The 23,862-nt window shown below is 41.5% G+C and carries 20 protein-coding genes and 1 pseudogene; 13 read left to right on the top strand and 8 right to left on the bottom strand.

Annotated features, from left to right (window positions below; all coding sequences use genetic code 11):
* Positions 1 to 53: 53 nt before the first annotated feature.
* Together IM507_RS14920 and IM507_RS14915 are read right to left on the bottom strand one after the other, a co-directional pair.
* Positions 54 to 4,040 carry a magnesium chelatase subunit H gene (locus IM507_RS14920; RefSeq protein ID WP_287637269.1) on the bottom strand — a complete coding sequence of 1,329 codons (3,987 nt, stop codon included), beginning with the start codon at positions 4,038 to 4,040 and terminating at the stop codon, positions 54 to 56.
* Positions 4,041 to 4,765: 725 nt separating this feature from the next.
* Entirely contained in the window at positions 4,766 to 5,476 is a 711-nt protein-coding gene (locus IM507_RS14915; RefSeq protein WP_002732397.1) for a Uma2 family endonuclease, read from the bottom strand.
* Positions 5,477 to 5,551: 75 nt separating this feature from the next.
* Between IM507_RS14915 and IM507_RS14910 the strand changes: the two genes are divergently transcribed.
* Positions 5,552 to 6,280, top strand: a complete 729-nt coding sequence (locus tag IM507_RS14910) for an ABC transporter ATP-binding protein (protein ID WP_123231144.1) — start codon at positions 5,552 to 5,554, stop codon at positions 6,278 to 6,280.
* 2 nt (positions 6,281 to 6,282) lie between these two features.
* On the opposite strand, the gene IM507_RS14905 is transcribed toward IM507_RS14910, so the two are convergent.
* Complete coding sequence (locus IM507_RS14905) at positions 6,283 to 7,053, bottom strand: class II glutamine amidotransferase (RefSeq protein ID WP_287637268.1); 771 nt, start codon at positions 7,051 to 7,053, stop codon at positions 6,283 to 6,285.
* A gap of 451 nt (positions 7,054 to 7,504) precedes the next feature.
* Here IM507_RS14905 and thrC point away from each other — a divergent pair, with 451 nt between their 5' ends.
* On the top strand, positions 7,505 to 8,614 hold the full coding sequence (gene thrC, locus IM507_RS14900) for a threonine synthase (RefSeq protein WP_190537385.1): 1,110 nt from the start codon (positions 7,505 to 7,507) through the stop codon (positions 8,612 to 8,614).
* A 30-nt stretch (positions 8,615 to 8,644) separates the two neighbouring features.
* Here the strand turns inward: thrC and hisB are convergent, their stop codons facing one another.
* The 3 genes from hisB to IM507_RS14885 form a co-directional block, all read right to left on the bottom strand.
* On the bottom strand, positions 8,645 to 9,274 hold the full coding sequence (gene hisB, locus IM507_RS14895; protein ID WP_069474995.1) for an imidazoleglycerol-phosphate dehydratase HisB: 630 nt from the start codon (positions 9,272 to 9,274) through the stop codon (positions 8,645 to 8,647).
* A gap of 265 nt (positions 9,275 to 9,539) precedes the next feature.
* Positions 9,540 to 11,054: an energy transducer TonB gene (locus IM507_RS14890; protein WP_287637267.1), complete on the bottom strand. Its 1,515-nt coding sequence runs from the start codon at positions 11,052 to 11,054 to the stop codon at positions 9,540 to 9,542.
* Positions 11,055 to 11,220: 166 nt separating this feature from the next.
* Positions 11,221 to 11,880 (bottom strand): hypothetical protein, encoded by a 660-nt coding sequence (locus tag IM507_RS14885; protein WP_016516244.1) that lies wholly within the window; start codon positions 11,878 to 11,880, stop codon positions 11,221 to 11,223.
* Between the two features lie 502 nt (positions 11,881 to 12,382).
* On the opposite strand from IM507_RS14885, the gene IM507_RS14880 reads away from it, so the two are divergent.
* A complete protein-coding gene (locus tag IM507_RS14880; RefSeq protein WP_002732553.1) occupies positions 12,383 to 12,595 on the top strand; it encodes a chlorophyll a/b-binding protein in 213 nt (70 codons plus the stop codon).
* A 58-nt stretch (positions 12,596 to 12,653) separates the two neighbouring features.
* On the opposite strand, the gene dapF is transcribed toward IM507_RS14880, so the two are convergent.
* Positions 12,654 to 13,499: a diaminopimelate epimerase gene (gene dapF / locus IM507_RS14875; protein WP_002733735.1), complete on the bottom strand. Its 846-nt coding sequence runs from the start codon at positions 13,497 to 13,499 to the stop codon at positions 12,654 to 12,656.
* Between the two features lie 61 nt (positions 13,500 to 13,560).
* On the opposite strand from dapF, the gene IM507_RS14870 reads away from it, so the two are divergent.
* The 10 genes and pseudogenes from IM507_RS14870 (at position 13,561) to IM507_RS14825 (ending at position 23,272) form a co-directional block, all read left to right on the top strand.
* Positions 13,561 to 13,773, top strand: coding sequence for an Hfq-related RNA-binding protein (locus IM507_RS14870; RefSeq protein WP_002733331.1), 213 nt, complete (start codon positions 13,561 to 13,563; stop codon positions 13,771 to 13,773).
* 595 nt (positions 13,774 to 14,368) lie between these two features.
* Positions 14,369 to 14,617, top strand: a pseudogene (locus tag IM507_RS14865) (glycosyltransferase); the annotation flags it as partial.
* Positions 14,618 to 14,729: 112 nt separating this feature from the next.
* The gene (locus tag IM507_RS14860) at positions 14,730 to 16,376 is read left to right on the top strand and encodes a hypothetical protein (protein WP_287637266.1); all 1,647 of its coding nucleotides are present in this window, start codon (positions 14,730 to 14,732) and stop codon (positions 16,374 to 16,376) included.
* Between the two features lie 315 nt (positions 16,377 to 16,691).
* Positions 16,692 to 17,864 (top strand): glycosyltransferase family 2 protein, encoded by a 1,173-nt coding sequence (locus tag IM507_RS14855; protein WP_123231139.1) that lies wholly within the window; start codon positions 16,692 to 16,694, stop codon positions 17,862 to 17,864.
* A 19-nt stretch (positions 17,865 to 17,883) separates the two neighbouring features.
* Positions 17,884 to 18,636, top strand: a complete 753-nt coding sequence (locus IM507_RS14850) for a class I SAM-dependent methyltransferase (RefSeq protein WP_080601593.1) — start codon at positions 17,884 to 17,886, stop codon at positions 18,634 to 18,636.
* Between the two features lie 189 nt (positions 18,637 to 18,825).
* A complete protein-coding gene (locus tag IM507_RS14845) occupies positions 18,826 to 19,458 on the top strand; it encodes a class I SAM-dependent methyltransferase (RefSeq protein ID WP_042790398.1) in 633 nt (210 codons plus the stop codon).
* Between the two features lie 23 nt (positions 19,459 to 19,481).
* Positions 19,482 to 20,447, top strand: coding sequence for a glycosyltransferase (locus IM507_RS14840; RefSeq protein WP_002734982.1), 966 nt, complete (start codon positions 19,482 to 19,484; stop codon positions 20,445 to 20,447).
* Positions 20,448 to 20,464: 17 nt separating this feature from the next.
* Entirely contained in the window at positions 20,465 to 20,875 is a 411-nt protein-coding gene (locus IM507_RS14835; protein WP_002735014.1) for a GtrA family protein, read from the top strand.
* Positions 20,876 to 21,346: 471 nt separating this feature from the next.
* The gene (locus tag IM507_RS14830; protein WP_184891225.1) at positions 21,347 to 21,622 is read left to right on the top strand and encodes a hypothetical protein; all 276 of its coding nucleotides are present in this window, start codon (positions 21,347 to 21,349) and stop codon (positions 21,620 to 21,622) included.
* A gap of 111 nt (positions 21,623 to 21,733) precedes the next feature.
* Complete coding sequence (locus IM507_RS14825; protein WP_002731671.1) at positions 21,734 to 23,272, top strand: glycosyltransferase family 39 protein; 1,539 nt, start codon at positions 21,734 to 21,736, stop codon at positions 23,270 to 23,272.
* Here the strand turns inward: IM507_RS14825 and IM507_RS14820 are convergent.
* Positions 23,269 to 23,550, bottom strand: coding sequence for a hypothetical protein (locus IM507_RS14820; protein ID WP_002733870.1), 282 nt, complete (start codon positions 23,548 to 23,550; stop codon positions 23,269 to 23,271). The genes IM507_RS14825 and IM507_RS14820 overlap by 4 nt on opposite strands.
* Positions 23,551 to 23,862 lie beyond the last annotated feature (312 nt).

Below are 23,862 nucleotides of genomic sequence, written 5' to 3'. Positions count from 1 at the left end.
TGGTAGAGAAGCGATATTTTGCCTCTCTACCTTGAGGTATTTTACTAGATCAATTACTCGATTCCTTCGATACGGTCCTCCACTTCTTGATAAAGTTCCTGTAAGCGGTCTAAATTCTCTTGAGAAGTTTCCCAGTAACCGCGACCATTAACTTCTAGCAGGGTTCCCACCATCTTGCGGAAAGAATTAGGATTGAGATTCATCAGACGCTGACACATTTCCTCATCTTGAATAAAGGTGGTGTTCACATCTTCATAAACCCAATTATCCACCGCGTCAGCAGTTGCCGACCATCCCATCGTATTAACCAAACGCTTCGATAATTCTCGGACTCCTTCGTAACCGTGACTTAACATTCCCTCGTACCATTTGGGATTGAGTAACTTGGTGCGGGTATCCAAGCGCACGGTTTCCGATAAAGTACGCACCTGAGCGTTAGCGGTGGTAGTATCAGCAATATAGGCCGCCGGTTTTTTGCCATCATCGCGTAAACTAGCGACAACTTTTGTCGGGTCCGAGTCGAAATAGTGGGAAACATCGGTTAAACTAATTTCGCTAGAATCCAAGTTTTGGAAAGTTGCCTCCGCAGTTTTTAAAGATGCTTCAAACAACTGACGATTATCGGCCATCATCCCCGGGTTATCAGAGTCGAAAGCAAAACCCTTGCGGTTGAGATACATATTCTGTAACTCTTTTTCATCTTCCCAACTGCTATTTTCCACCGCGAGATTAATGTTAGAAGAATAAGAACCGGAAGCATTAGAAAAGATGCGGGTGGCTGCCTGTCGAACCGTTAAACCCATTTCTTTTGCTTGTTCAATAGCGTGTTTACGGACATAATTCATCTCCATCGGTTCGTTTGCTTCCGCAGCCATTTTTACGCCTTGGTCAAGCAAGTTCATCTGATTGATAAATAAATCCCGGAAGACACCAGAACAATTGACCACCACATCAATGCGCGGTCTTCCTAATTCCTCTAGGGGAATCAATTCCAATTTATTCACCCGTCCCAAAGCATCGGGAAGAGGACGAACCCCCACCATCCAGAGAATTTGTGCCAGGGATTCCCCGTATGTTTTGATGTTATCAGTTCCCCAGAGAACACAAGCGATGGTTTCGGGATATTTACCGCCATTATCCAGTTTTTGCCGTTCTAACAGACGATCCACCACGATTTTAGCCGATTTTACCGCCGCTAGGGTCGGGATAGACTGGGGGTCTAAAGCGTGGATATTTTTACCCGTCGGTAAAACTCCGGGGTTACGGATAGGGTCGCCACCAGGACCGGGAAGAACGTATTCCCCTTCCAATGCTTTTAATAGCGCCCCTAATTCATTATCGGCACAAATCTGTTCTAAACAGAATTCTAGGTATTCAAACAGGGGTTTTAACGCCACCGGATCAACTTGTGGATAACCCATCGACTGTAAAGTTTCGAGCCAAGGCGATTTCTTGCCTATATTCAAGAAATTCAGCTTAGAAAGCATCGATACCCGACCTGACCCGTCGGTTTGAGACTCGACTAAAGCGGAGACGGCAGCGCGAGTCGCGAGGGTGATGTTTTGCAGTAATTCCACATCCTCTAACACACCTCGATCGCTATTGCGATAAACTTCCTCTAGATCCCGGCCGATGCTGTTAGCAATAATTCGGGGTAAGGAGAGTAAATCGTCTTCTTCCCGGTCTAAACTGGCAATATTGACCAAAGTTGCCACCGCTTCGAGCGCCGAGGGGGGTTTCCCGATAACATGAAGTCCGCAGGGAAGCAAGCGCGATTCAATTTCCATCAGTTTACGATAGACCGAACCGACAATATTATCCCGTTCCTCTTGACTGAGATGGGCAGTGTCACCATCAGGTAAACTTATATCTTTGTCGAGATTGACTAATAAACATTTATCGACAATAGTATTGACAATTTGCACCCCACGCCCACTATCCTTCAGAGTTTGGTAGGAACCGATCAACTCGCTTAGTTCTTTTAACCCTTTGTAAAGTCCGGCATTTTCTGCGGGGGGAGTGAGATAGGAAATAGTTTCCGCATAACTGCGACGTTTAGCGATCGTAGCTTCGCTGGGGTTATTAGCGGCATAATAGTAGAGATTGGGAATCATCCCGATGAGGTTATCGGGGTAGCATTCCCCAGACATTCCCATCTGTTTCCCCGGCATAAATTCTAGGGAACCGTGGGTGCCAAAATGGAGAACCGCGTCTGCTTTCCAGACTTGATTGAGATAGGTGTAGTAGGCTGCAAAACCGTGGTGGGGACTAGCAGAACGAGAAAAGAGCAGACGCATCGGATCCCCCTCATAACCGAAGGTAGGTTGAACCCCGATAAAGACATTACCGAACTCTTTCCCGTAGATTAATAGATTTTGTCCATCACTGTTGAGATGTCCCGGTGGTGGTCCCCAATTTTCCTCCAAACGGACAGAATAGGGGGTTAAACGCTCGTATTCCGGTACAGACATCCGATAGGCGATATTTAGCTCCGGACTATGGTATTGTGCGGTGGCATCATGGATTACCGCTTCCATCAGTTCTTTGGGAGATGCGGGTAAGTCCTGCAAGTCATAACCATTATTTTGTAAAGCTTGCATCACTTCGTAGATAGAACCGAACACATCTAGATAGGCTGCGGTTCCCACATTCCCCTTATCGGGGGGGAAACTAAACACAGTGATGGCGACCTTTTTATTCAGTTTCGGTTTCTTTCTTAGATTAGCCCATTTTAGCGCCCGTTGAGCGATCGCTTCTACCCGGTCCTGTAAAGCGATCGCTTTACCCGTAGCCCCATCCCGGCCCGATAAAATAATAGGTTCGATCGCACCGTCTAATTCCGGAATAGCAATCTGTAGCGCCACTTGAATCGGGTGTAACCCCAAATCGCTTTCTTCCCATTCCTGAGTAGTTTGGAAAACTAGCGGTAACGCGCACATATAGGGACGATTGAGACGTTTTAAGGATTCTATCGCTGACCGATGATCTTGTCGCGCTGGACCCCCCACCAAAGCAAATCCCGTCAGGGAAATTACCGTGTCAACGATAGCAACCGCTTCCACTCCTTTTAAGCTTTTATCCCAGAAGTATTCCTCTACCGGTTTAGAAAAATCTAATCCCCCAGCAAAAACAGGAAGGACTCGCGCACCCATAGACTCAAATTCCTGCACGAGAGCGACATAATGAGCGTCATCACCAGTAACCAGGTGAGTTCTCTGTAAAATTAAGCCCACACAGGGAGCCAAAGGGTCTTTCAGGTCATCAGCAATATCACTGCGGTTATTGTACCAAGCGAAGTATTCCTTGACATCCGACCACATTTTCATCGATAAAGGATGCCAGATACCCATATCCGGATAAACTACCGGTTCTTTGTAAACTACACTGTCATCCTTATTATCAAAGACGTACTTATCGGCCAACATTAACAGGAAATTCTCTAAATTTTCTGCGGAACCTCCCAGCCAATACTGGAAACTTAACATAAAGTTGCGTGCGTCCTGAGCTTTTTCCATGGGGAGGTATTTCAGGACTTGCGGTAAAGTTCGCAATAACTTTAACATCGCGTCTTGGAAACCAGCGCCAGAGTTTTCCCTGCGCTTTTTCATAAAATTAGCGATGACACTCTTAGACTGTCCCAATTGTGCCATAGAAAAGCAACCTAACTTATTTAAGCGCATTACCTGGGGCATGGAGGGAAAGACGATCGCAGCGTCTAATTTATCCCGATGGGGACCGACAGCGGCCACAACTTTATCGGCTAAATCCTCGATAAAGATGAGAGATGCGATGAAAATATTAGCCTTGGCTACATCCTCCTGAAAATTGCGATAATTTTCTGCATCGCGCAGTTCTTCGATTAAATAACCACTAATTTCGATCGCTAGTTTTGGGTTGTTAGCGTTGATTTCCCTGACCGCACTACTCAGCGCACTTTGGTACTGAGGTTCTAGCACGACATAGACCACCTTGACCAGCGATCGACCATTCAACCCGTCGGGAACTATATGACGAATGGTGGACTTGACGTGAGTGAACATATATGATGGTTCTCCTTATTATTGCTGAGTCTGGTTTTGAGGTATTTTCGTCATCTGATGACGATCGCCCTTTGTTTAAGGTATTTGGATATATATGTTTCTGTTTTGTATCAGAAAATGTCACCCAAGTGAGTATTTACTCTGGGTTTTGACACAATTCGATAAATATCTTGCCATATTTTGTAACAGATGGTAAAGAGCTTTTTGAGTAACTACTCAGGCTTTCCTTTACAAAAATTAATATTTAATCTATTGACTTTTAATTACAAAAATGTTACCAGATAACACCTCAGACGAGATGTCGCTGTTCAAAGATGATCAGGGTTAGGATCTGACTAATTCAACGTAATTAATTAAATTATATTAATTTTCTATAAAATACTTGACGTTACTCCGTGGCCCTATTCTGACAGGTGTAGGTTTATTACAAAGAGGTGAGCCAGCAATTCTCATTTTGAAACGATTTTGCGTTGTTTCAGCGATCTAGAGATTCGTTAAGAATTATTAACCCCTCTAGGTGCAAGGGTTTTAATGTCATGAAACCTTAAAATGAGAATTGCTGTCCAGGAATAAATCTAAAACCCTTGTTGGATAAGGCTTTTAGACTTTTTTGCCCTCAAAAAGTGCTGACCATTGGAGTGATCGGGGGTAAAATCCCTAGACTTTTTCCCTGAAAATTAGGTAACTGACTACCTCAAAATCGGCAAAACCCTACACCCCACACCCTAGTTAGGTAATTCCCCAAAAAGTTGCCGATATTTTTGCAGTTTTGCCTCCATTTCTACTAACTGCTGATTAGCCTTTTCAGCCCGCTGGCATTCATTTTCAGCCCGTTTGCGTTCATTTTCAGCCCGTTGCTTTTCCTGCTCCAGTAGTTGATTAATTTCGCTGTAGGACAAAAATTGAGTACCATCAGGACGATAAATTTTTAACTCGTCGGTTAAGTCAAAACGAATTCCTAAACGGGGACTCACCCAATTATTAACCTCACTAACACTGTCTAAACTGTCACCAATTCGCTGCCAAGCTTCTAGACTATTATCATCGGGATCATAGACGTAGTATTCTTGGACTCCATAGCGATCATAAAATAGCAATTTTTTGGCCATTTCGATCGATGTGTTACTAGGAGAAAGAATCTCAAAGACGACTTGAGGAGCAAGATTATCTTCTTGCCATTGTTTATAGGAACCTCGATCGCCTTTCGGTCTGCCCAATACTACCATCGTATCAGGAGCAGCGGCAATTTTCGGCTGGCCTTCCACGGGATACCATAACAGATCCCCCGCTACAAATACCTGGGGATCATCGATATATAACCAGTCGAGATTCTGCTTAATCGTCACTATCCAGTTAAATTGTTTAGTATTATCTGCCATCGGTTTACCGTCGCTCTCAGGATAGATAATCTCGTTTTTGTTAACTTGACTAACCATGGGGAATACCTGCCGAACTCATTGGGCTATTTTCATTATATAATAATTTTGAACTAAGTAAGGAAAAGACCAATCTTGATTTTAGAACTACAGCAAATAAATTTAGCTATCCGACGGGGTAGTGCTTATCTGTTAGAAGATATTACTTTTAGCATCAAGCAAGGAGAAAAGTTAGCTATTGTCGGAGCATCTGGGGCAGGAAAAACGACTCTTTTACGATTGTTAAATCGTTTGCAAGAACCCAGCACGGGAAATATTTATTTTCAAGGTAAATCGATTAGGGAAATACCGGTTATTTCCCTGCGACAACAGATAGTTTTATTGCTACAAGAGTCGAAGTTATTAGGGATGAATGTTCGAGATGCTCTCGCTTATCCTTTGCAATTAAAAAAACTTACCCCTGCGGAAATTAATCAGAGAATTGACCATTGGACATCCCTATTAAAAATTCCTGAACAGTGGTTTGAGCGCGGGGAGTTAGAATTATCTTTAGGACAAAGACAATTAGTGGCAATTACCAGAGCTTTGCTGTTAGAACCGAGCATATTGTTATTAGATGAACCCACCTCTGCTCTAGATACAGGCACGGCCAGCAGGTTATTAGAAGTATTAAATAATCAAAGTTTAATGACGATAATTATGGTCAATCATCAACTGGATTTTTTAGAGGAATTTGCCGAGCGAGTCATTTATCTAGAAGCGGGAAAAATTGGCTCAGATTGCCTTGCTAATCAATTAGATTGGTTAGGGTTAAAAACTCAGTTAATTGACTTAGAAAAATCTCGACAAAGTGACCACTGGTAAGATTAACTTAAAATTGCTGCGCCCTCCTGAAAAACTAATAATTCTCCTGAATTAATCGCTGTCCAAACTTCATTATCAGTTAAGGGAGTAGTGGCAATAATTGCTACTTGATCGCCGGGATGAGCTAAAGCTTGAAAATCAACGCTAACATCTTCATCAATTAAATGAGCAGCGGCAAAAGGATACTGACGGATTATATAGCTTAATTTAGTTGAACAATGGGCAAAAAAATGTTCACCATCGGATAAAAGATAATTAAAAATACCTTGACAAGTGATAGAGTTTGTGATAGTTTTTAGGACTTGATAAAGTTGTTCTAGGGAAGGTTTGCCCTGGGGAAAAGTCTCTCGCAGGGTATTAAGAATTAAACAAAAAGCTTTTTCCGAATCTGTGTCCCCAACCGGTTGATAAAAATCTCCCGCAGCAGGTGAGAAATTTTCTAAATGACCATTATGGGCAAAAACCCAATATTTCCCCCACAATTCCCGCCGAAAAGGATGACAGTTTTCTAGTTTAATTTCTCCTTGGGTAGCTTTGCGAATATGGGCGATAACATTGGTAGAATGGATCGGATAGTTTTTAATTAATTCCGCAATCGGAGAAGCGATCGAGGGTTGAACATCAATAAAAGTTCGACAACCTAAACCCTCAAAAAAAGCGATTCCCCAACCGTCTCGATGTTCGTCGGTTTTTCCTCCCCGCGCACAAAATCCCTCGAAGGAGAAACAGATATCCGTGGGGACATTACAATTCATGCCTAAAAGTTGACACATAGTTGCTTGAGTTTGAACTGAACATCAGATGCTGGCAAAATTACCTACTGCCAGCAGTCGTGACAGGAGACAGGAGAATTTTTTTCAGCTGCCTCTTGCCTATCCTAGCTAAGAAATTAATCTGGCACTACTACTAATTAGGGTTTACTGAAAAAATTTGTTGGTTGGTGTGGGGTTTTACCGATTTTCAGAAGGTTTTTAGATTTATTCAGTAAATCCTAATTAAATCAACCTCTGAAAGACAAAAAGAGCAAAAAATCAGATTTTTAGCGATAAAATAACAATTTTTTGCCTAAAAGCCCATTTATTTGCTGTTATTGTCTTTTATCTCCCTGCATCCCTGTTTTAACTCCCATGAATCTGAATCGGGCGATCGAGATTAATTTTTTGGACTGCTTATTCGATAAAATAGGAAGTTAGGCCATCTAATCAAATCTGTATCCTTAAGGCTATGACAATTATTTCTCGATCGATCCCCCAATCACCCACTAAATCCTTGTCTATCGGCGGCTGGCGCGGTTTGATCGAAGAATATCGCCAATTTCTGCCCGTAAGCAGTAAAACCCCTGTAATTACCCTCCTAGAAGGCAATACACCCCTGATCCCCGCCCCCTATCTCTCAGCACAAATCGGGCGCGATGTCAAGGTTTTTGTCAAATATGATGGTTTAAATCCCACCGGCAGCTTTAAGGACCGGGGCATGACCATGGCCATCTCGAAAGCTAAGGAAGAAGGGGCAAAAGCGGTGATTTGTGCCAGTACCGGCAACACCTCGGCGGCGGCGGCAGCCTATGCAAGAAGGGCCGGGATGCGGGCCTTTGTAATTATCCCCGACGGTTATGTGGCCTTAGGAAAATTAGCCCAAGCTTTATTGTACGGAGCGGAAGTCATCGCTATTAATGGCAACTTCGATGATGCCCTCAAGATTGTCCGCCAACTATCAGAAAATTATCCCGTAACTTTAGTCAATTCCGTCAATCCCTACCGTTTAGAGGGTCAAAAAACCGCCGCTTTCGAGATTGTCGATGTCTTGGGTAATGCTCCCGACTGGTTATGTATTCCCGTGGGTAATGCCGGCAATATTAGCGCCTATTGGATGGGATTCTGTCAGTATCACCAGATAGGCAAATGCGACCAGCTGCCGAAGATGATGGGTTTTCAGGCCGCTGGGGCTGCCCCTTTTATCTCCAAACAACCGGTTGACCATCCCGAAACCCTAGCCACCGCTATCCGTATCGGCAACCCCGCTAACTGGGAAAAAGCCTGGGCCGCTAGTCACGCTAGTCAAGGGCAATTTCACGCGGTCAGCGATGAGGAAATATTGGCAGCCTATCGGATTTTAGGCGGCCAAGAGGGGGTTTTCTGTGAACCAGCCAGCGCCGCTTCTGTGGCAGGATTATTAAAAGTGCATCAACAGGTTCCCGATGGAGCCACCGTAGTGTGTGTTTTAACGGGAAATGGACTAAAAGACCCAGATTCGGCGGTAAAACACAGCAATAATCAACTAAAATCTGGGATTGCGCCCGAATTAACCCAAGTGGCTCAAATTATGGGCTTTTAAGCTAACGTTAATTCGGGTTAAGCAGTGCTTCTATAAAACTCCCTTAGAACTGGGAATTATACCGGCGCGACGGGGATCGATCGCTATGGCCATACTCATCGCCCGGGCAAAAGCTTTAAAAGTAGCCTCAATAAGATGATGGGAATTAATCCCGTCTAATTGGCGAATATGTAGGGTCATTTGACTGTGATTGACCAAAGCAACGAAAAATTCCCGCACTAGCTGAGTATCGTAGGTTCCCACTCTTTGGGTGGGAATTTCTAGACCATAACTGAGGTGGGGACGACCGGAAAAATCGAGGGCAACCTGCACTAAAGCTTCATCGAGAGGGGCGACAAAATGCCCGAAACGGACGATGCCTTTTTTGTCCCCCAAAGCTTGCAGTAAAGCTTGTCCAAGGGTGATTCCCACGTCTTCATTGGTGTGATGGTCATCAATTTCTAGATCTCCGGTGGCGCGCACATCGAGATCGATCGCAGCGTGGGAGGCGATTTGCTGCAACATATGATCAAGAAAGGGAATTCCTGTCTGGGCGCGACAATTGCCGCTACCATCAAGATCGATCGTCACCTCTACATCGGTTTCTTTGGTAGTACGACTAACGGAGGCGCGACGGCAAGGTGAGACAAAAGAATCGGGGATCTGGGAAGTGGAAATCATTTAAGTAAAAATAAGTAGGTAGCCGTTAAAAATTATCAGATGCCCCCCTTATTAAGGGGGGATTAAGGGGGGATCGGCACCCCCTTATTAAGGGGGGACTAGGGGGGGATCGGCACCCCCTTATTAAGGGGGGACTAAGGGGGGATCGGCACCCCCCTTATCAAGGGGGGCAGGGGGGATCGAATCATTGACTAGGAAGATGAGAGTTTTTTTCAGTAATCAGTGAACTTAAAACTCATATCTGATAACTGATAACTGAAAAGTCCTAACTTTCTGGTTCAGTTTTAGCTTCCGCTGGCGGACCGGGGGGCAAAGCTTCCTCGCTGACGGGTTGAGGATTTTGGCTAGTGGGGGGACTAGCGGGGGAAACCTCCGTCTGATTGAGAGCGGGGGGTTGGGAAGAAGTTTCCGGGGCTTTTTCCTCGATTATCGCTTCTTTGGGCGGTTCTGGCTGGGTTTGGACTGGATTTGGACTTGTGGTTGCGGGGGGGTTGACGTTATCCGGTTGGGGACTAACGGCGGGTTGCGGGGTTTGATTGGGACGAAGCGGGGTTTCAATTGCCGGCGTTACGGGGGGGGAGTTACGCGTATTGAGGTTACTACCCTCCGGTTTTGGGGGATTAGCGATCGCACCTCGGCACACTTCTGGGTTAGGGGCAAAACTGACTCGCACCTGATAGATTCTCGACTCACCACTGGGATTATTAAAACGAGTTGAGCGCACTTCCCCAGCCCCCTGTTGATTGAAAATCGGGAAGCCAGCGCTTTTAATTAACTGGGGTTCACTGCTGATGCGGCCTTGACCATCCACCGTCACCCCATAAACCGCCGTCCCCGCTAATTGACGGGAACAAGCTGTAGCGGGATAATTACCGGTTAAATTGACGGTAGTTATGCCTCTGCTGCCCTGATTGGGCTGATTTAGTTCATTTAAGGCGTTAGGATTAGTTTTTTGGACTCTGGCCAGCCAATCCACCTGATTTCTCATGGCCTCCTCGTTACTGGTATTGCTTTTATCCGCCTCCAGGGAGCGCAAACGTTCCCGCATTTCCCACATTAATTGTTGACGACGCTGTTCATCAATGGGCGATTGACCATTCGGCTCCGAAGTGCGGGCCAAGGAATTGTTTAATTGTTCCTGTGCCTGTTGCGATGCACTACGGGGCGAATTTCGCAATTCATCTGGAGTTAGATTATCTCGGTAGGGATCAAAGTAAGGCCGGAGCTGCTGGTTATTAGTCTCCCTCGGCAGATTGTTATTGTCCGGCAGCGTGGGAACAGAAGGAGGACTGGGTAAACTGGGGGTAGAAGTGGGAAAATTGCGAGGAATCGGTAATCTACCCAGGGAGGGGATAGATGCCACGGGAGGAGAATAGATATTGACGGAGGGTAAGGAGGAGAGGGGAGGTAAAGCAGGTAAAGAAGGTAAAGGGGGAAGGGAAGAAACCGAGGGTAAAGGAGGTAAGGTGCTGTTATGGATACCATCCATGGGGGGGAGAGGAGGCAAAGAGGAAGAGGACGAATTGGGGTTAGGCAGTTCCGGTAAGCTGGACAGGGAGGAGTCGAGACTGGGAAGACGTGACTGCTCTAGAGGGTTCAATTCAATCAGATTGACGTTGCGTAACTCTTTTTTTGGCTCCTGCGCTGGATTATTGAGGAAATTAGGTAAGATAATCGCTAAAATTAGGGCATGAATACCAAGAGAAGCGGCGAACGAGAGATTATTAGAGTTAATTAGTTTATTTTCTTCGGTTTCTAGACCAAAATAGGAGGATGTCATAATCTAGTTAATTGAGCAGAGCCTTGAGGGGAAAAGTTAACTCTATTCTAATCGTCAAGGCGATTTTTTTTTCTTGAGGGCGGGGAATTAATTGGTGTCAGTACCCCACCACCCCACCACCCCACACCCCACACCCTGCCCCTAGGAAAAATTTTTTCAGCCAACCCTACTTATACTGCGATCGAGCCACAGCTTTTAATTTGGGATATAATTCCGAAGGGTCTAACAAAGGGATAAACTCATCGATTACTGGCTTAAAATTAACCGAAAAATTCTCCCTAGTTCCATGACCGTTAGGGGATTTAGGCAATGATTCTAATTCAGGGAATTTGGGCATTTCCGGGGTTAACTGCGAGAATAACTCATCCAAATCACTCATCCCCTTGCGAGGATCATCAAAAAGAGAAGTTTCTAAGTTGAATAAAGCATCTTTACTCGTGGCTTCCGCTTGTGGCTCTGGATCAGGCCGCTCAAGGGTGGCAGAAAGTATATTGATCTTTTCCTGTTTAGGGATAAATACCGTTTTTTTGCCATTTAACTGGGAATCTGGCAGGTTTTTACAAACCAATCGCTCGAATTCCCCCGTAAAATGAAAGGTAGGATGGCCGCGACGGTGCCAAATTTTGAGGATTTCCTCCACCGAAATGACTTTGTAACGTCCCTGATAGAGTGCCTCTAAAATCGCCATGCGAATCCAATTTAGCGAATAGGTAGGCAACCAGCGCTCGATTAATTCCTGCGCTTTGTATCCTCTCATTTCAAATCGATATTGGTTGAGTATAGTCGCTATCTGCATGAGGTTGATCTCTGGGCTAATCTCTGCCATAGAATTTACAAAAACAGTGAGCGCGATCGTTACTTACGGCTACTAGGCACTCCGCATCTTAAGATTTTATTCGGGTTTTTCCTAGTGGTTTTTCCCTATTCTCCCCACACTTACCCTTTCGAGTATCTTCACTCAAGGTCAGTTGACTCCCTAAAATCGGGTTCGCTTTTGGTGGCAATTTATCCCCCGCTAACTCCTGTACGGTTTAACGGGACTCCTCTGGCGACCTTAAGATAGTTTTTGTCTTTCCCCTGATTAGGCGAACGAGTTTACACCTCTTTATTATCACAATCTGACTAATTTGTCAAGAAAAAGGCAAAATTTCATCGATAAACCCAGAGGAGATAGAACTATAGCACTACCCTGACAGCCTAGAATCCTGCCGTTGACTGACCACCTCATCGAGGTTTTCTGAGTCTCCAGAAATTTTTTGTTAAAACTTGCAACATAACTTAACAATGTGTTACACTTCTTAACATAAGCATACAAAAGGAGCCTCCCCATGACTGCCCGCGGCTACACCACCGAAGAACAAGGAAGACTGAATAATTTTGCTGTTGAACCGAAAATGTACGTTGATAGTTCTAGCAGTCTCGGTTTTACCAAAAAAGCTGAAAAATTGAATGGCAGACTAGCTATGATTGGCTTTGTCTCTCTTTTAGCCATTGAATTGTTAACTGGTAAAGGAATTATTGCTTGGATTACCAGTCTCTAAGAATTAACAATCCCGTCGCGCTGTTCGGGGAGTTCAGTCCCCGTCCAGACGGGTTGGTTTAGATGGCGTAAATGCCCTCAAAAACAGCTTTAGCAGGACCTGTCATGTAAACCCGGTTATCGGTGTCCGACCAGTGAATCTGAAGACAACCACCGGGCAGTTCCACGGTACAATGGCGATCGCATTTGCCCGTTAACAGGGCCGCCACTACCACAGCACAAGCACCAGTACCGCAAGCGAGAGTAATTCCCGCTCCTCTCTCCCAGACACGCATCTTCATATAATCCGGCCCAATTACCTCCACAAACTCCACATTAGTACGTTGGGGAAAAACCGGATGATGCTCAAATTTTGGACCGATAGTTTCTAGGGGAATAGAGGCCAGATCATCGACAAAAGTGACACAGTGGGGATTACCCATACTAACGCAAGTAATTAACCAATCTTTGCCTTCCACCTCTAGGGGAACCGCGAGGACTTTTTCTGACCCCTTCACCAAAGTGGTGGGGATTTCACTGCCTAGTAATTGCGGCGGTCCCATATCAACCGTTACCTGTTCATTAGCCTCTAAACGAGGAATAATCGTTCCTGCTAGAGTATGAATGCGATAGGTGCGGCCAATGGCGTTGTTAGCCTCTAAACGGGCGATAAATTGGGCTAGACAGCGAATACCGTTACCACACATTTCTGGTTCCGAACCATCAGAGTTAAAAATTCTCATGGTGTAGTCGGTTGCTGCTTGGCCGGGAAGCACAAAAATCACGCCATCGGCACCGATGCCAAAATGTCGATCGCACATAGCCACGGCCATTTCTGGTGTGATCAGGGGTTCGGGACTGTGACGGTTATCTATCAAAATAAAATCATTGCCCAGGCCTTGATATTTGGTGAAGGGGATTTTCATCGTCAATAAAAGCTACTCAACAGGAATAATAGAGGATGAACACCTCATCGATAAACTCATTATGTCTCAATTCGATCCTGGTCTGCCGAGTATTAAACAAGTACAGAGCTATATTCAAGAGAAACGGGAAGTAGAAATTAAGTTAAGCACCGATGATCTGCTCGTTGGTCGCATCCTTTGGCAAGATGCTAACTGTTTATACCTAGTTGATCACTACGATAAACCCACTTTAATTTGGCAACAGTCTCTAGTTTATTTAAGACCTAAAGCCTAGGGGGAAATTGGCGATATTTGGCTGTGGGATGCGTCCGGGACGCATCAAAAATTCAGTGCCAAGGAGATAGCTTTTGAGTAAATGTAACGTCAGTTGGGGTTAAGGAGATTTGGCCATGACTTCTAGCAAATAATCAGGTAGGCTGGCGAGGATAGCATCAGAATTTCAGTTGCTGGAAAATTTGGGTTAAATTGCCCAATCAAGAAAGTCAGAGAGGGAGCATCTCACCTTTGTAACCTCTAAATCAGGTTTTTATGTCAAGCTATTTTGAAAGCCTTGCTAGAAACCAGTTTTAGGTACAAGTATAATTACTCACTTGCATAAATGAGATGCTCCCAGTCAGAGAGTCAGAGAGGCCAACATAGCGATCGCAATTCAACTTCAGGTAGAGATTGCCGCTCAGAGAAAAAAGAATAAGGGACTTGCGTGGGAATAATATCCCAGCCAGACAATCGCTCTGTAGAAGAATAAGACCAGCCCTAAATGGTACATTATCAAAGCGCAAGTCCCTAAGCAGATTGTGTGCTAACAATTTGGTACACTGCTGTACATAACCTGTTATATTCTTGGGCAAAACGAATCCACCGCCATTGTTATGCTAGAAAATCAGGTCATGGCAGATGCCGCCTCTAATGAGCAGATACCTACTCTAGAATTATCGATCATCATGCCCTGTCTCAACGAGGCGGAAACCCTAGCCACCTGTATCGGCAAAGCGCGAGATTATCTGGAACGACACAAAATTGCGGGAGAGGTGCTAATCGCCGATAATGGCAGTAGCGATGGTTCCCAAGAAATTGCCACTAATTCAGGGGCGCGGGTGGTTACTATCCTAGAAAGGGGACTATGATCATGAGGGATTTGAATATGTGAGGACAGTTTATCTCTATTCGATATAGTAGTTACTATCGTCTAACCCAAGTTATTGCCAAAGTAATCTGAATTCGGTAAATATTATGCTAAAAAAACAATTATTGACGAGAATATTTTCCGAAGATATAAATAAATTATTCTTTGCTTGTGGGATTTTATCAATTATCATTATTAAGTTTTTTTTAATCAGAAACAGTGAAGTTTTAGGGCATCCAAGAGATTGCTTGCTCTATGCGTTAATGGCAGATCAGAATATTTGGTTCCCTACTAATAAAGCTAAGGCAATAATCGATTATATGCCAGGATATCCAATATTTATAATGGTTTCTAATTTTCTGAATTTTCCTCTAAGAATTAGTCATGAGATTTTTTACACTATCTCTAATATTTTATTGGTTTTTAGTTTTAGATTACTAAAAATCCCTCGATATATCTGCTTAGTCGTTTTTGCAATTTTAACTTTTCATATAACAACTTTTATGGTTTTCAATACTATTGTAACTGAAACAATAGCCATTAGCTTATATCATATCCTTTTGGCTTTAACCATCATAACTGTTATGTCAGAAAATTTAGCGAAGAAACTAATATTTTCTGTCCTTGGTGGATTGTGTTTAGGAATAATATTCATTACCCGTCCAGAGCAGATAGTGTTCTTGCTGAGTTACCTAGTTGTTTTTGTTATTCTTGTATTAAGAAATAGAATGAATATAGCAAGAGCTATTCGAGAAGCTTTGCCGATTTGTATTATTCCCATCGCTATAAGTTTATTAATTACTACATTTTTTACTTTATTAAATACTTTTTTTCTAGAATTACCGGCATTATCCATTGGTCAATCATCGGCTTTTAAAGAAACTTTTTCCCAGATTCAGAGTATAGATGATGGTCAAAATATCGATGATTTTGAGTTTGTCAATATAAGTCGTAAACAATTAAAAATGGCTTATCAAGTGAGTCCAACGTTGAATCAAGTAAAATCTCTAATCGAAGAAGAATTAGCTAGGAAAGTTACTACACTCGGTGGAAAAGATACTAATATAGAAGTAACAATTGATTGGGTGCACTGGTCAACAATAGAAGCAATTAGAAGAAGCAATTTAACAGAAGACAGGAGTATGTATCAAGTTTTTACTCAAATTAATTCTGAACTGCAAGAGGCATTTAACTATCAAATAATTAACAGGAAAACTTTCTCTTTTGATCCTATAGATATAGGATTTTGGCTAAACAAATTTCCTCATTCATTAACTAAAATGAGTGGATATTTATTTTTGCCACGAGTCAGTAATAGATTCTTACAAAATACGGATGATCCTCGAGTAACTCCTGAAATGAGATCAATATTTAATCGAGTGGCACATCGTCGAACTTATCTAGTTAATCAACGAGATTTAAATAAAGACCTTATTTTCTATTTAAACCAGATCAGGATCACTCCTTTAATTCAGATCATCAATATTATTGGAATGATATCTTTTGTAATATTATTCGTCTATTACTTGATTAAACCTGTTCACTCCCAACTTCTTAATCAATATGTATTGATTATTTCTTTTGCCCTATCTATAATTTTACTGCGCTTATTTTTGTATGTTGCAGTCGATATGGCATTTTTCCCCGCAGCTTCACGTTATTTATTCCCCAGTAATCCATTGCTATCGGCACTATCAATTCTAAACTTATATGTTACAACTAAATTTTTAAGGTCATTTCGATTTTCAGCTTGATATAGCTAAGGTTTATTGCTCTGAAATCAAGATAAACTTCAGTTTTTAATTTTTCAGTATCATTTTCTCTGGGTTGCCAAATTTTTGCCCTAAGCTGTTCGTAATCTAAACCCCGTTGTTGGGATGCTGAAGGTCCTGTCTAGCTTAAGATAGCTTCGGAAATCTAGATAATGAACAGCCCACTTATTATAGGTTATTGGGGACAAAGACAAGCCAATCAATTAAGGCAGCACTATTGAGCAATCAAAAATTTGTTGTTACAAACGTCAATAATCCTGTTATACTCTTGGGCAAAACGACTCCACCGCGATTGTTATGCTAGAAAATCAGGTCATGGCAGATGCCGTCGCCAATGAGCAGATACCTACTCTAGAATTATCGATCATCATGCCCTGTCTCAACGAGGCGGAAACCCTGGCCACCTGTATCGGCAAAGCGCGAGATTATCTGGAACGACACAAAATTGCGGGGGAGGTGCTAATCGCCGATAATGGGAGTAGCGATGGTTCCCAAGAAATTGCCACTAATTCAGGGGCGCGGGTGGTTCCCATCCCAGAAAGGGGTTATGGTAGCGCCCTGCGGGGGGGGATCGCCGCCGCCAAAGGTCAATACATTATTATCGGGGATGCCGATGATAGCTATGACTTTACTAATCTTTCGCCTTTCCTAGAAAAATTGCGACAGGGTTACGATTTGGTGATGGGCAATCGTTTTCAGGGGGGAATTAAACCAGGGGCGATGCCAGTATTGCATAAGCATCTGGGCAATCCTGTCTTGACTTGGTTAGGACGGTTATTTTTTGGCAGCCCCTGTGGTGATTTTCACTGTGGATTGCGCGGGTTTAGTAAACAGGCGATCGAACAATTGAACCTACGCACCACTGGCATGGAATTCGCCAGCGAGATGGTGGTGAAAGCATCCCTCTACGGTCTGAAAATTACCGAAGTACCAACCACTTTATCCCCTGACGGTCGCAGTCGTCCCCCCCACCTAAAAACTTGGCGCGATGGCTGGCGACATCTCCGATTCCTCTTAATGTATAGTCCTCGCTGGTTGTTTCTCTACCCCGGACTGGCTTTAATGTTTCTGGGATTTGTGGCGACGATTTGGTTTATGACCCAACCCAGAGTTCACACCCTTCTCTATTCAGCCACAGCTTTGATTATTGGCTTTCAAATCGTCAGTTTTGCCATCTTTACAAAAGCTTTTGCTATCAGCGAAGGTTTATTACCAGAAGACCGAAAATTAAGACGATTTTTACGTTATATTAATCTGGAGGTGGGATTGATCATTGGCGTAATTTTATTTTTAGTAGGTATAGGCGGTTCGGTGTATGCTTTATATACTTGGAATGCACAACTTTATGGGGCTTTAGATCCAGCCGTGACCATGCGGATTGTCATTCCTTCCGTAACCGCTCTAGGGTTGGGAGTACAGGTGATTTTTTCCAGTTTCTTTTTAAGTGTTTTGGGACTAAAACGGAAGTAATTCTATTTACATTTAAACTATGAATAACAGTGAGTATGACTTGGAAATGTACGACCATCTTTGGTCGCAGCAATGGCAAAACCTACAAGATATAGGACCTCTTACCCATAATCGCTATCGTTTAATGCTACGCGAGCTACCTAAATTTTCTATGGAAGATTGTAGTATTCTCGATCTTGGTTGTGGCCGTGGAGCATTTTTAAGCCTACTTAAAAATAAATATCCAAAAGCTACCTTGTCAGGAATAGAATATTCCGAGGAAGGAAAGAAATCCGCCCATCCGGAAATTCGCAATGTCATTCAGGTAGGAGATTTGTACGAAGTTGCTGAAAGATTGCCTCGCTGTTCTTATGATCTAGTGATCTGTAGTGAAGTCATCGAGCATCTTCCCGAACCTGAAGCAGCTCTCAACATTATTTTCTCTTTATTAAAACCAGGAGGTATCGCCCTTCTGACCGTACCTTGTAATATGCGTTATTGGTCTAGACAGGATGAGGTTGCGGGTCATTATCGGCGTTTTGGAATGAAAGAGTTCGCCTCTTTAGTAACTAATAGTGGATTTTCTGTCAAAAAGAATTATGGATGGGGGACTTTTTTAGGGTTAATCTATTATCAGATGGTTTCTGCTCTCGGTCCAGAAAAGGTAATGAAAACGAAGGTAACATTTGTGAGTAAGATTACCTCTCGATTTTTGCAGTTTGTATTTAGGGTAGATGATTTTCTGGTTTCTTCTCGAGGACTTCAACTGATTACTGTCGCTCAAAAACCCTAAAGATGGTTCGTCACTCAGTTTTATGGAGCCTTAGATACGTCCGTGACCATGAGAATTGTCATTCCTTCCGTACCCGCTTTAGCCTTGGTAGCACAGGTGATTTTTTTCCAGTTTCTTTTTAAGTGTTTTGGGACTAAAACAAAGATGAAAACAGCCGAAGGTAAATTTATAGGGGGTTAACTAATTTTTATGCCGATAGGAACTTTTGTTCGGAGCTTGTTAGGTCCTTGGGAAAGACCAATTTCTGATATTTATCGAAACATTTTTATTAATCAAGCTGATTTAACTCATCAAATCCATAAATGGGTTAATCCTGAGATAATTCTAGAGTTAGGCTGTGGGGAAGGTGCTTTAACTGAACTTTTAGCGAGTGCCTATCCTAGTTCACATATTATAGGAATCGATATTACTCCTAGGGTAGGACGGATGTTTCAAGGAAATCTCGATCATGTTCGGTTTGAACAAAAATCAATTCAAGAATTCGTTGCAGAAACCCCCCAAAGTGTCGATTTAGTCGTCATTAGTGATGTTATGCACCATGTTCCTTGGTCAATGCATGAAGAATTCTTAACTTACGCTGGTAAATCCTTAAAACCTAACGGATATATTGTTCTCAAGGATTGGCGTAAAAATAATTCACCGATCCATTATTTATGCTATCTATTGGATCTGTATATTACTGGTGATAAGGTCAAGCATAAAACGACCGAACAATTTCGAGATATGATATATAAACTCTTTGGTAAACAATCGATTATCCTTGAGTCTACCGTTCGTCCTTGGAAAAACAATATTGTTTTTCTGATTAAAATTTCTTCATAATACTGTTATTTCAAAAAGTTTTTATGAATGCTCATCCTTGGTTGTCCGTATTAATTCCCACTTATAATGGAGATCAGTATCTAAAGGATACTCTTAATTCAATCCTTGAACAAAATGAGAGAAACGTCGAGTATATTATCATTGATGATGGCTCTACTGATCGAACTTTATCTATTATCAAAAATTACGAGGATAAAATTCCTATCAAGCTTTTCGAGCGTAAAAGGATAGGCAATTGGGTTGCTAACACTAACTTCGCTTTACAGAATGCTTCGGGAGACTATGTATGTTTATTACATCAAGACGACTTATGGTTGAACAATCGTTTAAAAATAATCAAGGAAATCCTTAATGATTATCCAGATACCGACTTACTTTTACACCCTTCAATCTTTATCAATGACCGAGGGAAAAAGTTAGGTTTATGGACTTGTCCTTTACCAGCTTTTCCAAAATATGTTGATAGAGATATTTTAATCGAGAGCCTGTTGATTCAAAATTTTATCTCCATTCCTGCTCCAATTTTTAAAAGAGAAATTGCTTTACAGGTGGGGGGAATGAACGAAAAACTTTGGTATACAGCCGACTGGGATCTCTGGTTAAAAATCGCTTTTCATAAACGAGATGAAAAAATCATTTATTATCCTTATCCATTGAGTGCATTCCGCATTCATTCAAGCTCTCAAACCGTTGTCAGAAGCTCCAAAACTGGAGAGTTTTATAATCAATTGAATGTGGTTGCTCACGACTGTCTAGATAGATGGGACGTGTCAGCTTACAGAAAAAAAAGAATTCGATCACTTGCTGAATTCTCAATACAAGTGAATACTATTTTAGCGAGGATGGCGCATGGTAAAGGTTCTCGATTAGAGTTAATTAAGTTACTCCTATCGAGTTTTTCGCTTGGTTTTTTAGGAGTTTACAAATACTTACGATATTCGCGCATCCATGAGCGCATAATTGCTAGACTAAAAGCTAATATAATTTAGTAACGATTAGGTTTAACATGAAATTTATTGCGGTTAATCGTTTATTCAGAAGCTCATTTTTTAGGTTTTGCCTTGTGGGTGTCTTTTGTTCATTCCAAAATATACTAATTCTATACCTTTTAACCAATTACCTAAAATTGCATTACGTTCTCTCGATTTTCGTGCAAATGTTCTATGTAAATACATTGGGATTCTATCTGAATCGAAAATATACATTTACAGGACGAATAAAAATTGGAAGTATTTTGGGAGAATTAATCAAGTATCATGGGATCATGCTTTCTAGTTCTTTTGCGGTCGCTATCGCTATGTATTTCTTGGTTGATTTGTTGAAAGTATGGTACTTGTCCGCTTACATAATCCTTACTATACTAATGACTATTTATAATTTTATTGCCCATAAAAAATGGACTTTTAATCGAAAATAGTGGTCTTTATTGAATTTTTTTTGCAATCAAAATTCCCAGATAATTCATTACCATTTTTCCTGATCAACCTATCAACTAAGCAAATGTCAAGCATCAATAACAATCACTCTAGTCCTCAATCTTTTATCTAATAAAGTAACAGTTAATATGGTTCTAAAGCTTATAGATGGCAAGAAATAATACTTTCTCTTGACTTTACTATTTATAATTGCCATGAAATTTTTTATGATTAGAAATAGTGAAATTCTAGGGCATCTAAAAGATTATTTAGGCTAGATCCTAATGGCAAATTAAAAATAGCAAGAAATCGACAATCATCCTAGCTCTTCGGGTATCCATATTAAAGGTAAAATACTTGTATAAAACGTACAAGTATTTTACCTTTAATAAGGTATTTATGCAGACAAAGAACTCGTATTTTGGCTCTTCTCGACTTTGTGTGATAATTTTTGCTTATGGAATCGTGAAATGTTGACGGAGAAAGACTTTTACGACTATTTTGCCGAAGAAACTATCAGTATAGGCTTCGTTTCCACACAGAAACCGGAAGAGCCGTATTTTTTAGAACTCACTCCTCTAAGAGAATTGATGCTTTCCAGAACCTTCTGGTTCAGTCTCAGCATCGTATTCTCCATTTTGTACAGTATCTTATTCTTACAAATCGCTTTCGGTAGCGAGTACAGCATTCAGGATGACGCACGCTGTAGTGTCGTTGAATTCCAGGAAAGAATAGGGCTGACTGGCTAGGATAAAATTAGGGTTTCGGCTTATCCCGAACTTAGGTTAGTATGGAGAAGGATTAAATACATTATCAGGACATCAACTGCCTCAATATGGTTTTACAGGAGTAGATAAAAAATGAACAACTTATCAAAAAGAAACATCATAAAAATTAGTTTAATAACATTTTTATGGCTGGCGGTGATTAACACTGGTCTCATCATGCGTGCAGATACTTTAGTCCGCTTAAGTATAACCCATACTATCTGGACGGGAGAGCCTGAAGTTCAACTAGATACTAACCATAAGCCTCTCACTCGTATGGACAATAAAATTGGAATTATAGGTAGAGATGGTAAACGTTATTATACCTATGAAGTAGGTCAATCTTTATTAATGTTACCGGGGGATTGGCTAGGAACTACGATACATCAACTTATTCCCAGAATTCCCGAAGAGTTGAGCCGAAGATTTGTTGTTAACTGGTTAATTTTTCTCCCCATTAACATAGCAGTGGTGATTTCAGCTTACTATTTGTTGATTAAGCTAGAATTTAGCGAAAAAATAGCTACAATTTCTAGCCTGACTTGGTTGCTCACTACCACGGTTTTAAATTATGCTCAAAATAATCAACAAAATAATCAAGTTTTATTATTTGTTATTTTGGCTTATATTGCTATCTTTAATTATCTAAAAAATAACAAGATTATCAATATTTATTTAAGTGGAGTTGCTTTGGGCTGTGCTTTTTTAGTTAGAACCACCAGTATTATTCATATAGCAACTACTCTATTATTTTTGTTTGGTATTTTACTATATAAAAGAAAAAGTTGGCTGACTATATTACAGTCTCTTGCTATTTCGATATTAGGTGCTATTCCTGTTATGTTAATCAACCAATATTTTAACTTCCAAAGATTTGGAAAATTTTGGACGTTGAGGGTAATAGATATTGATACTATAAATACCGATCCTTTTTTGGAGGGTTTACCAAAACTGCCAGATAATTATCCAATGATTAATCACCCTTCGGTCGGAATATTAGGAGTATTATTTTCTCCAGCTAAAAGCATTTTCATATACGATCCACTGCTTCTACCTTGTTTAATGTTGACAGTTTATGTATGGAAAACATTATCTCCCTATCTTCGTGGCTATATATTGACAGCTTTATTGAATCTTATTCTCTTTACCTTAGCTACTAGCCGTTTTGATTTTTGGCATGGAGACTCTGCATGGGGAGCGCGCTACCAAGTCACTTCTATTCATCTATTATTGATTCCCCTAATCGCTCTCTTAATTCAGTATTTGTTATCCAATTTTCATTGGAGACGTTGGTTAATTATTACGGCCCTTATTATTGCTTTTATTATTCAAATAGCCTCCGTTAGTTTATCTTCTAATACAGAAGTCAGTAATCTAGGTATGATTTTCTTTGCTCCTCCCAAAACCCATCAAGAATTTCGACTAGGTAGTCGTTTTCGTAACATTACTTGTTTACTCACCTCCTCTTGGTGTATAGAGAGCTCAAATTCTCCTAAAGCTACACCATTAATTCAAAGAGTCGATTTATTTCCCTTTTTCTTTACTGATAAACGCAATTTAATTTTAGTTCCTTGGCTAGTTTTAGTAATTTTTACCCTAGTTATGACATGGCAATTCTACAAAACCGCCTAATTTGATAGCTTTTTACCATCCTCCGATGCTGCCGCTTCTAGGCTGGCAATTGCGGTTTCTGCCGTCAAAATGTCAGGAATATCAGTTAAACTGGCAGTTTGATAAACCTGTTCATTTCTAGTAAATAAATTGCTCATATCTTGAGAATAATTAGAAGCGATCGATAATAAAGCTCCAGCAAAAATATAGATAGGTAAAGGCAAAATAAACCCCTTGGCCCACTGATAAAATTCCACCAACAAAAATAACAAAACACAACCCACAACCCAAACTTTCATCGCACTTTTTTCCCCTATTTTTACGAGAAAAGGTGAGCAAGAAGCCCACCTTTTATTTAACTAATTCCAGTAAGAATTTATTCAATCACGGGAGCGATTAACTCACGTCTTTCACTGGAAATTACTTTCACCTTATACCAATTCTCCAAAGTCTGACTACAGAAGTTTAATCGGGAGCATCCCACTTTTGCAATAAGCAATTGTACTTAGATGCGAAATACTTATATGGCAAGCCTTTTCGGGAGTTCATAGATTTTCAACGGTTCTCTAAATTGTGTGATTGGAACCAGAATCGTTACTACAAAAGCCTTC

The sequence above is a fragment of the Microcystis sp. M20BS1 genome (assembly GCF_020245305.1).
In the GTDB taxonomy this organism is placed as follows: domain Bacteria; phylum Cyanobacteriota; class Cyanobacteriia; order Cyanobacteriales; family Microcystaceae; genus Microcystis; species Microcystis ichthyoblabe_A.
The sequence above is the reverse complement of the archived record's forward strand: the minus strand, read 5'-3'. Positions and strand labels throughout refer to the sequence as shown.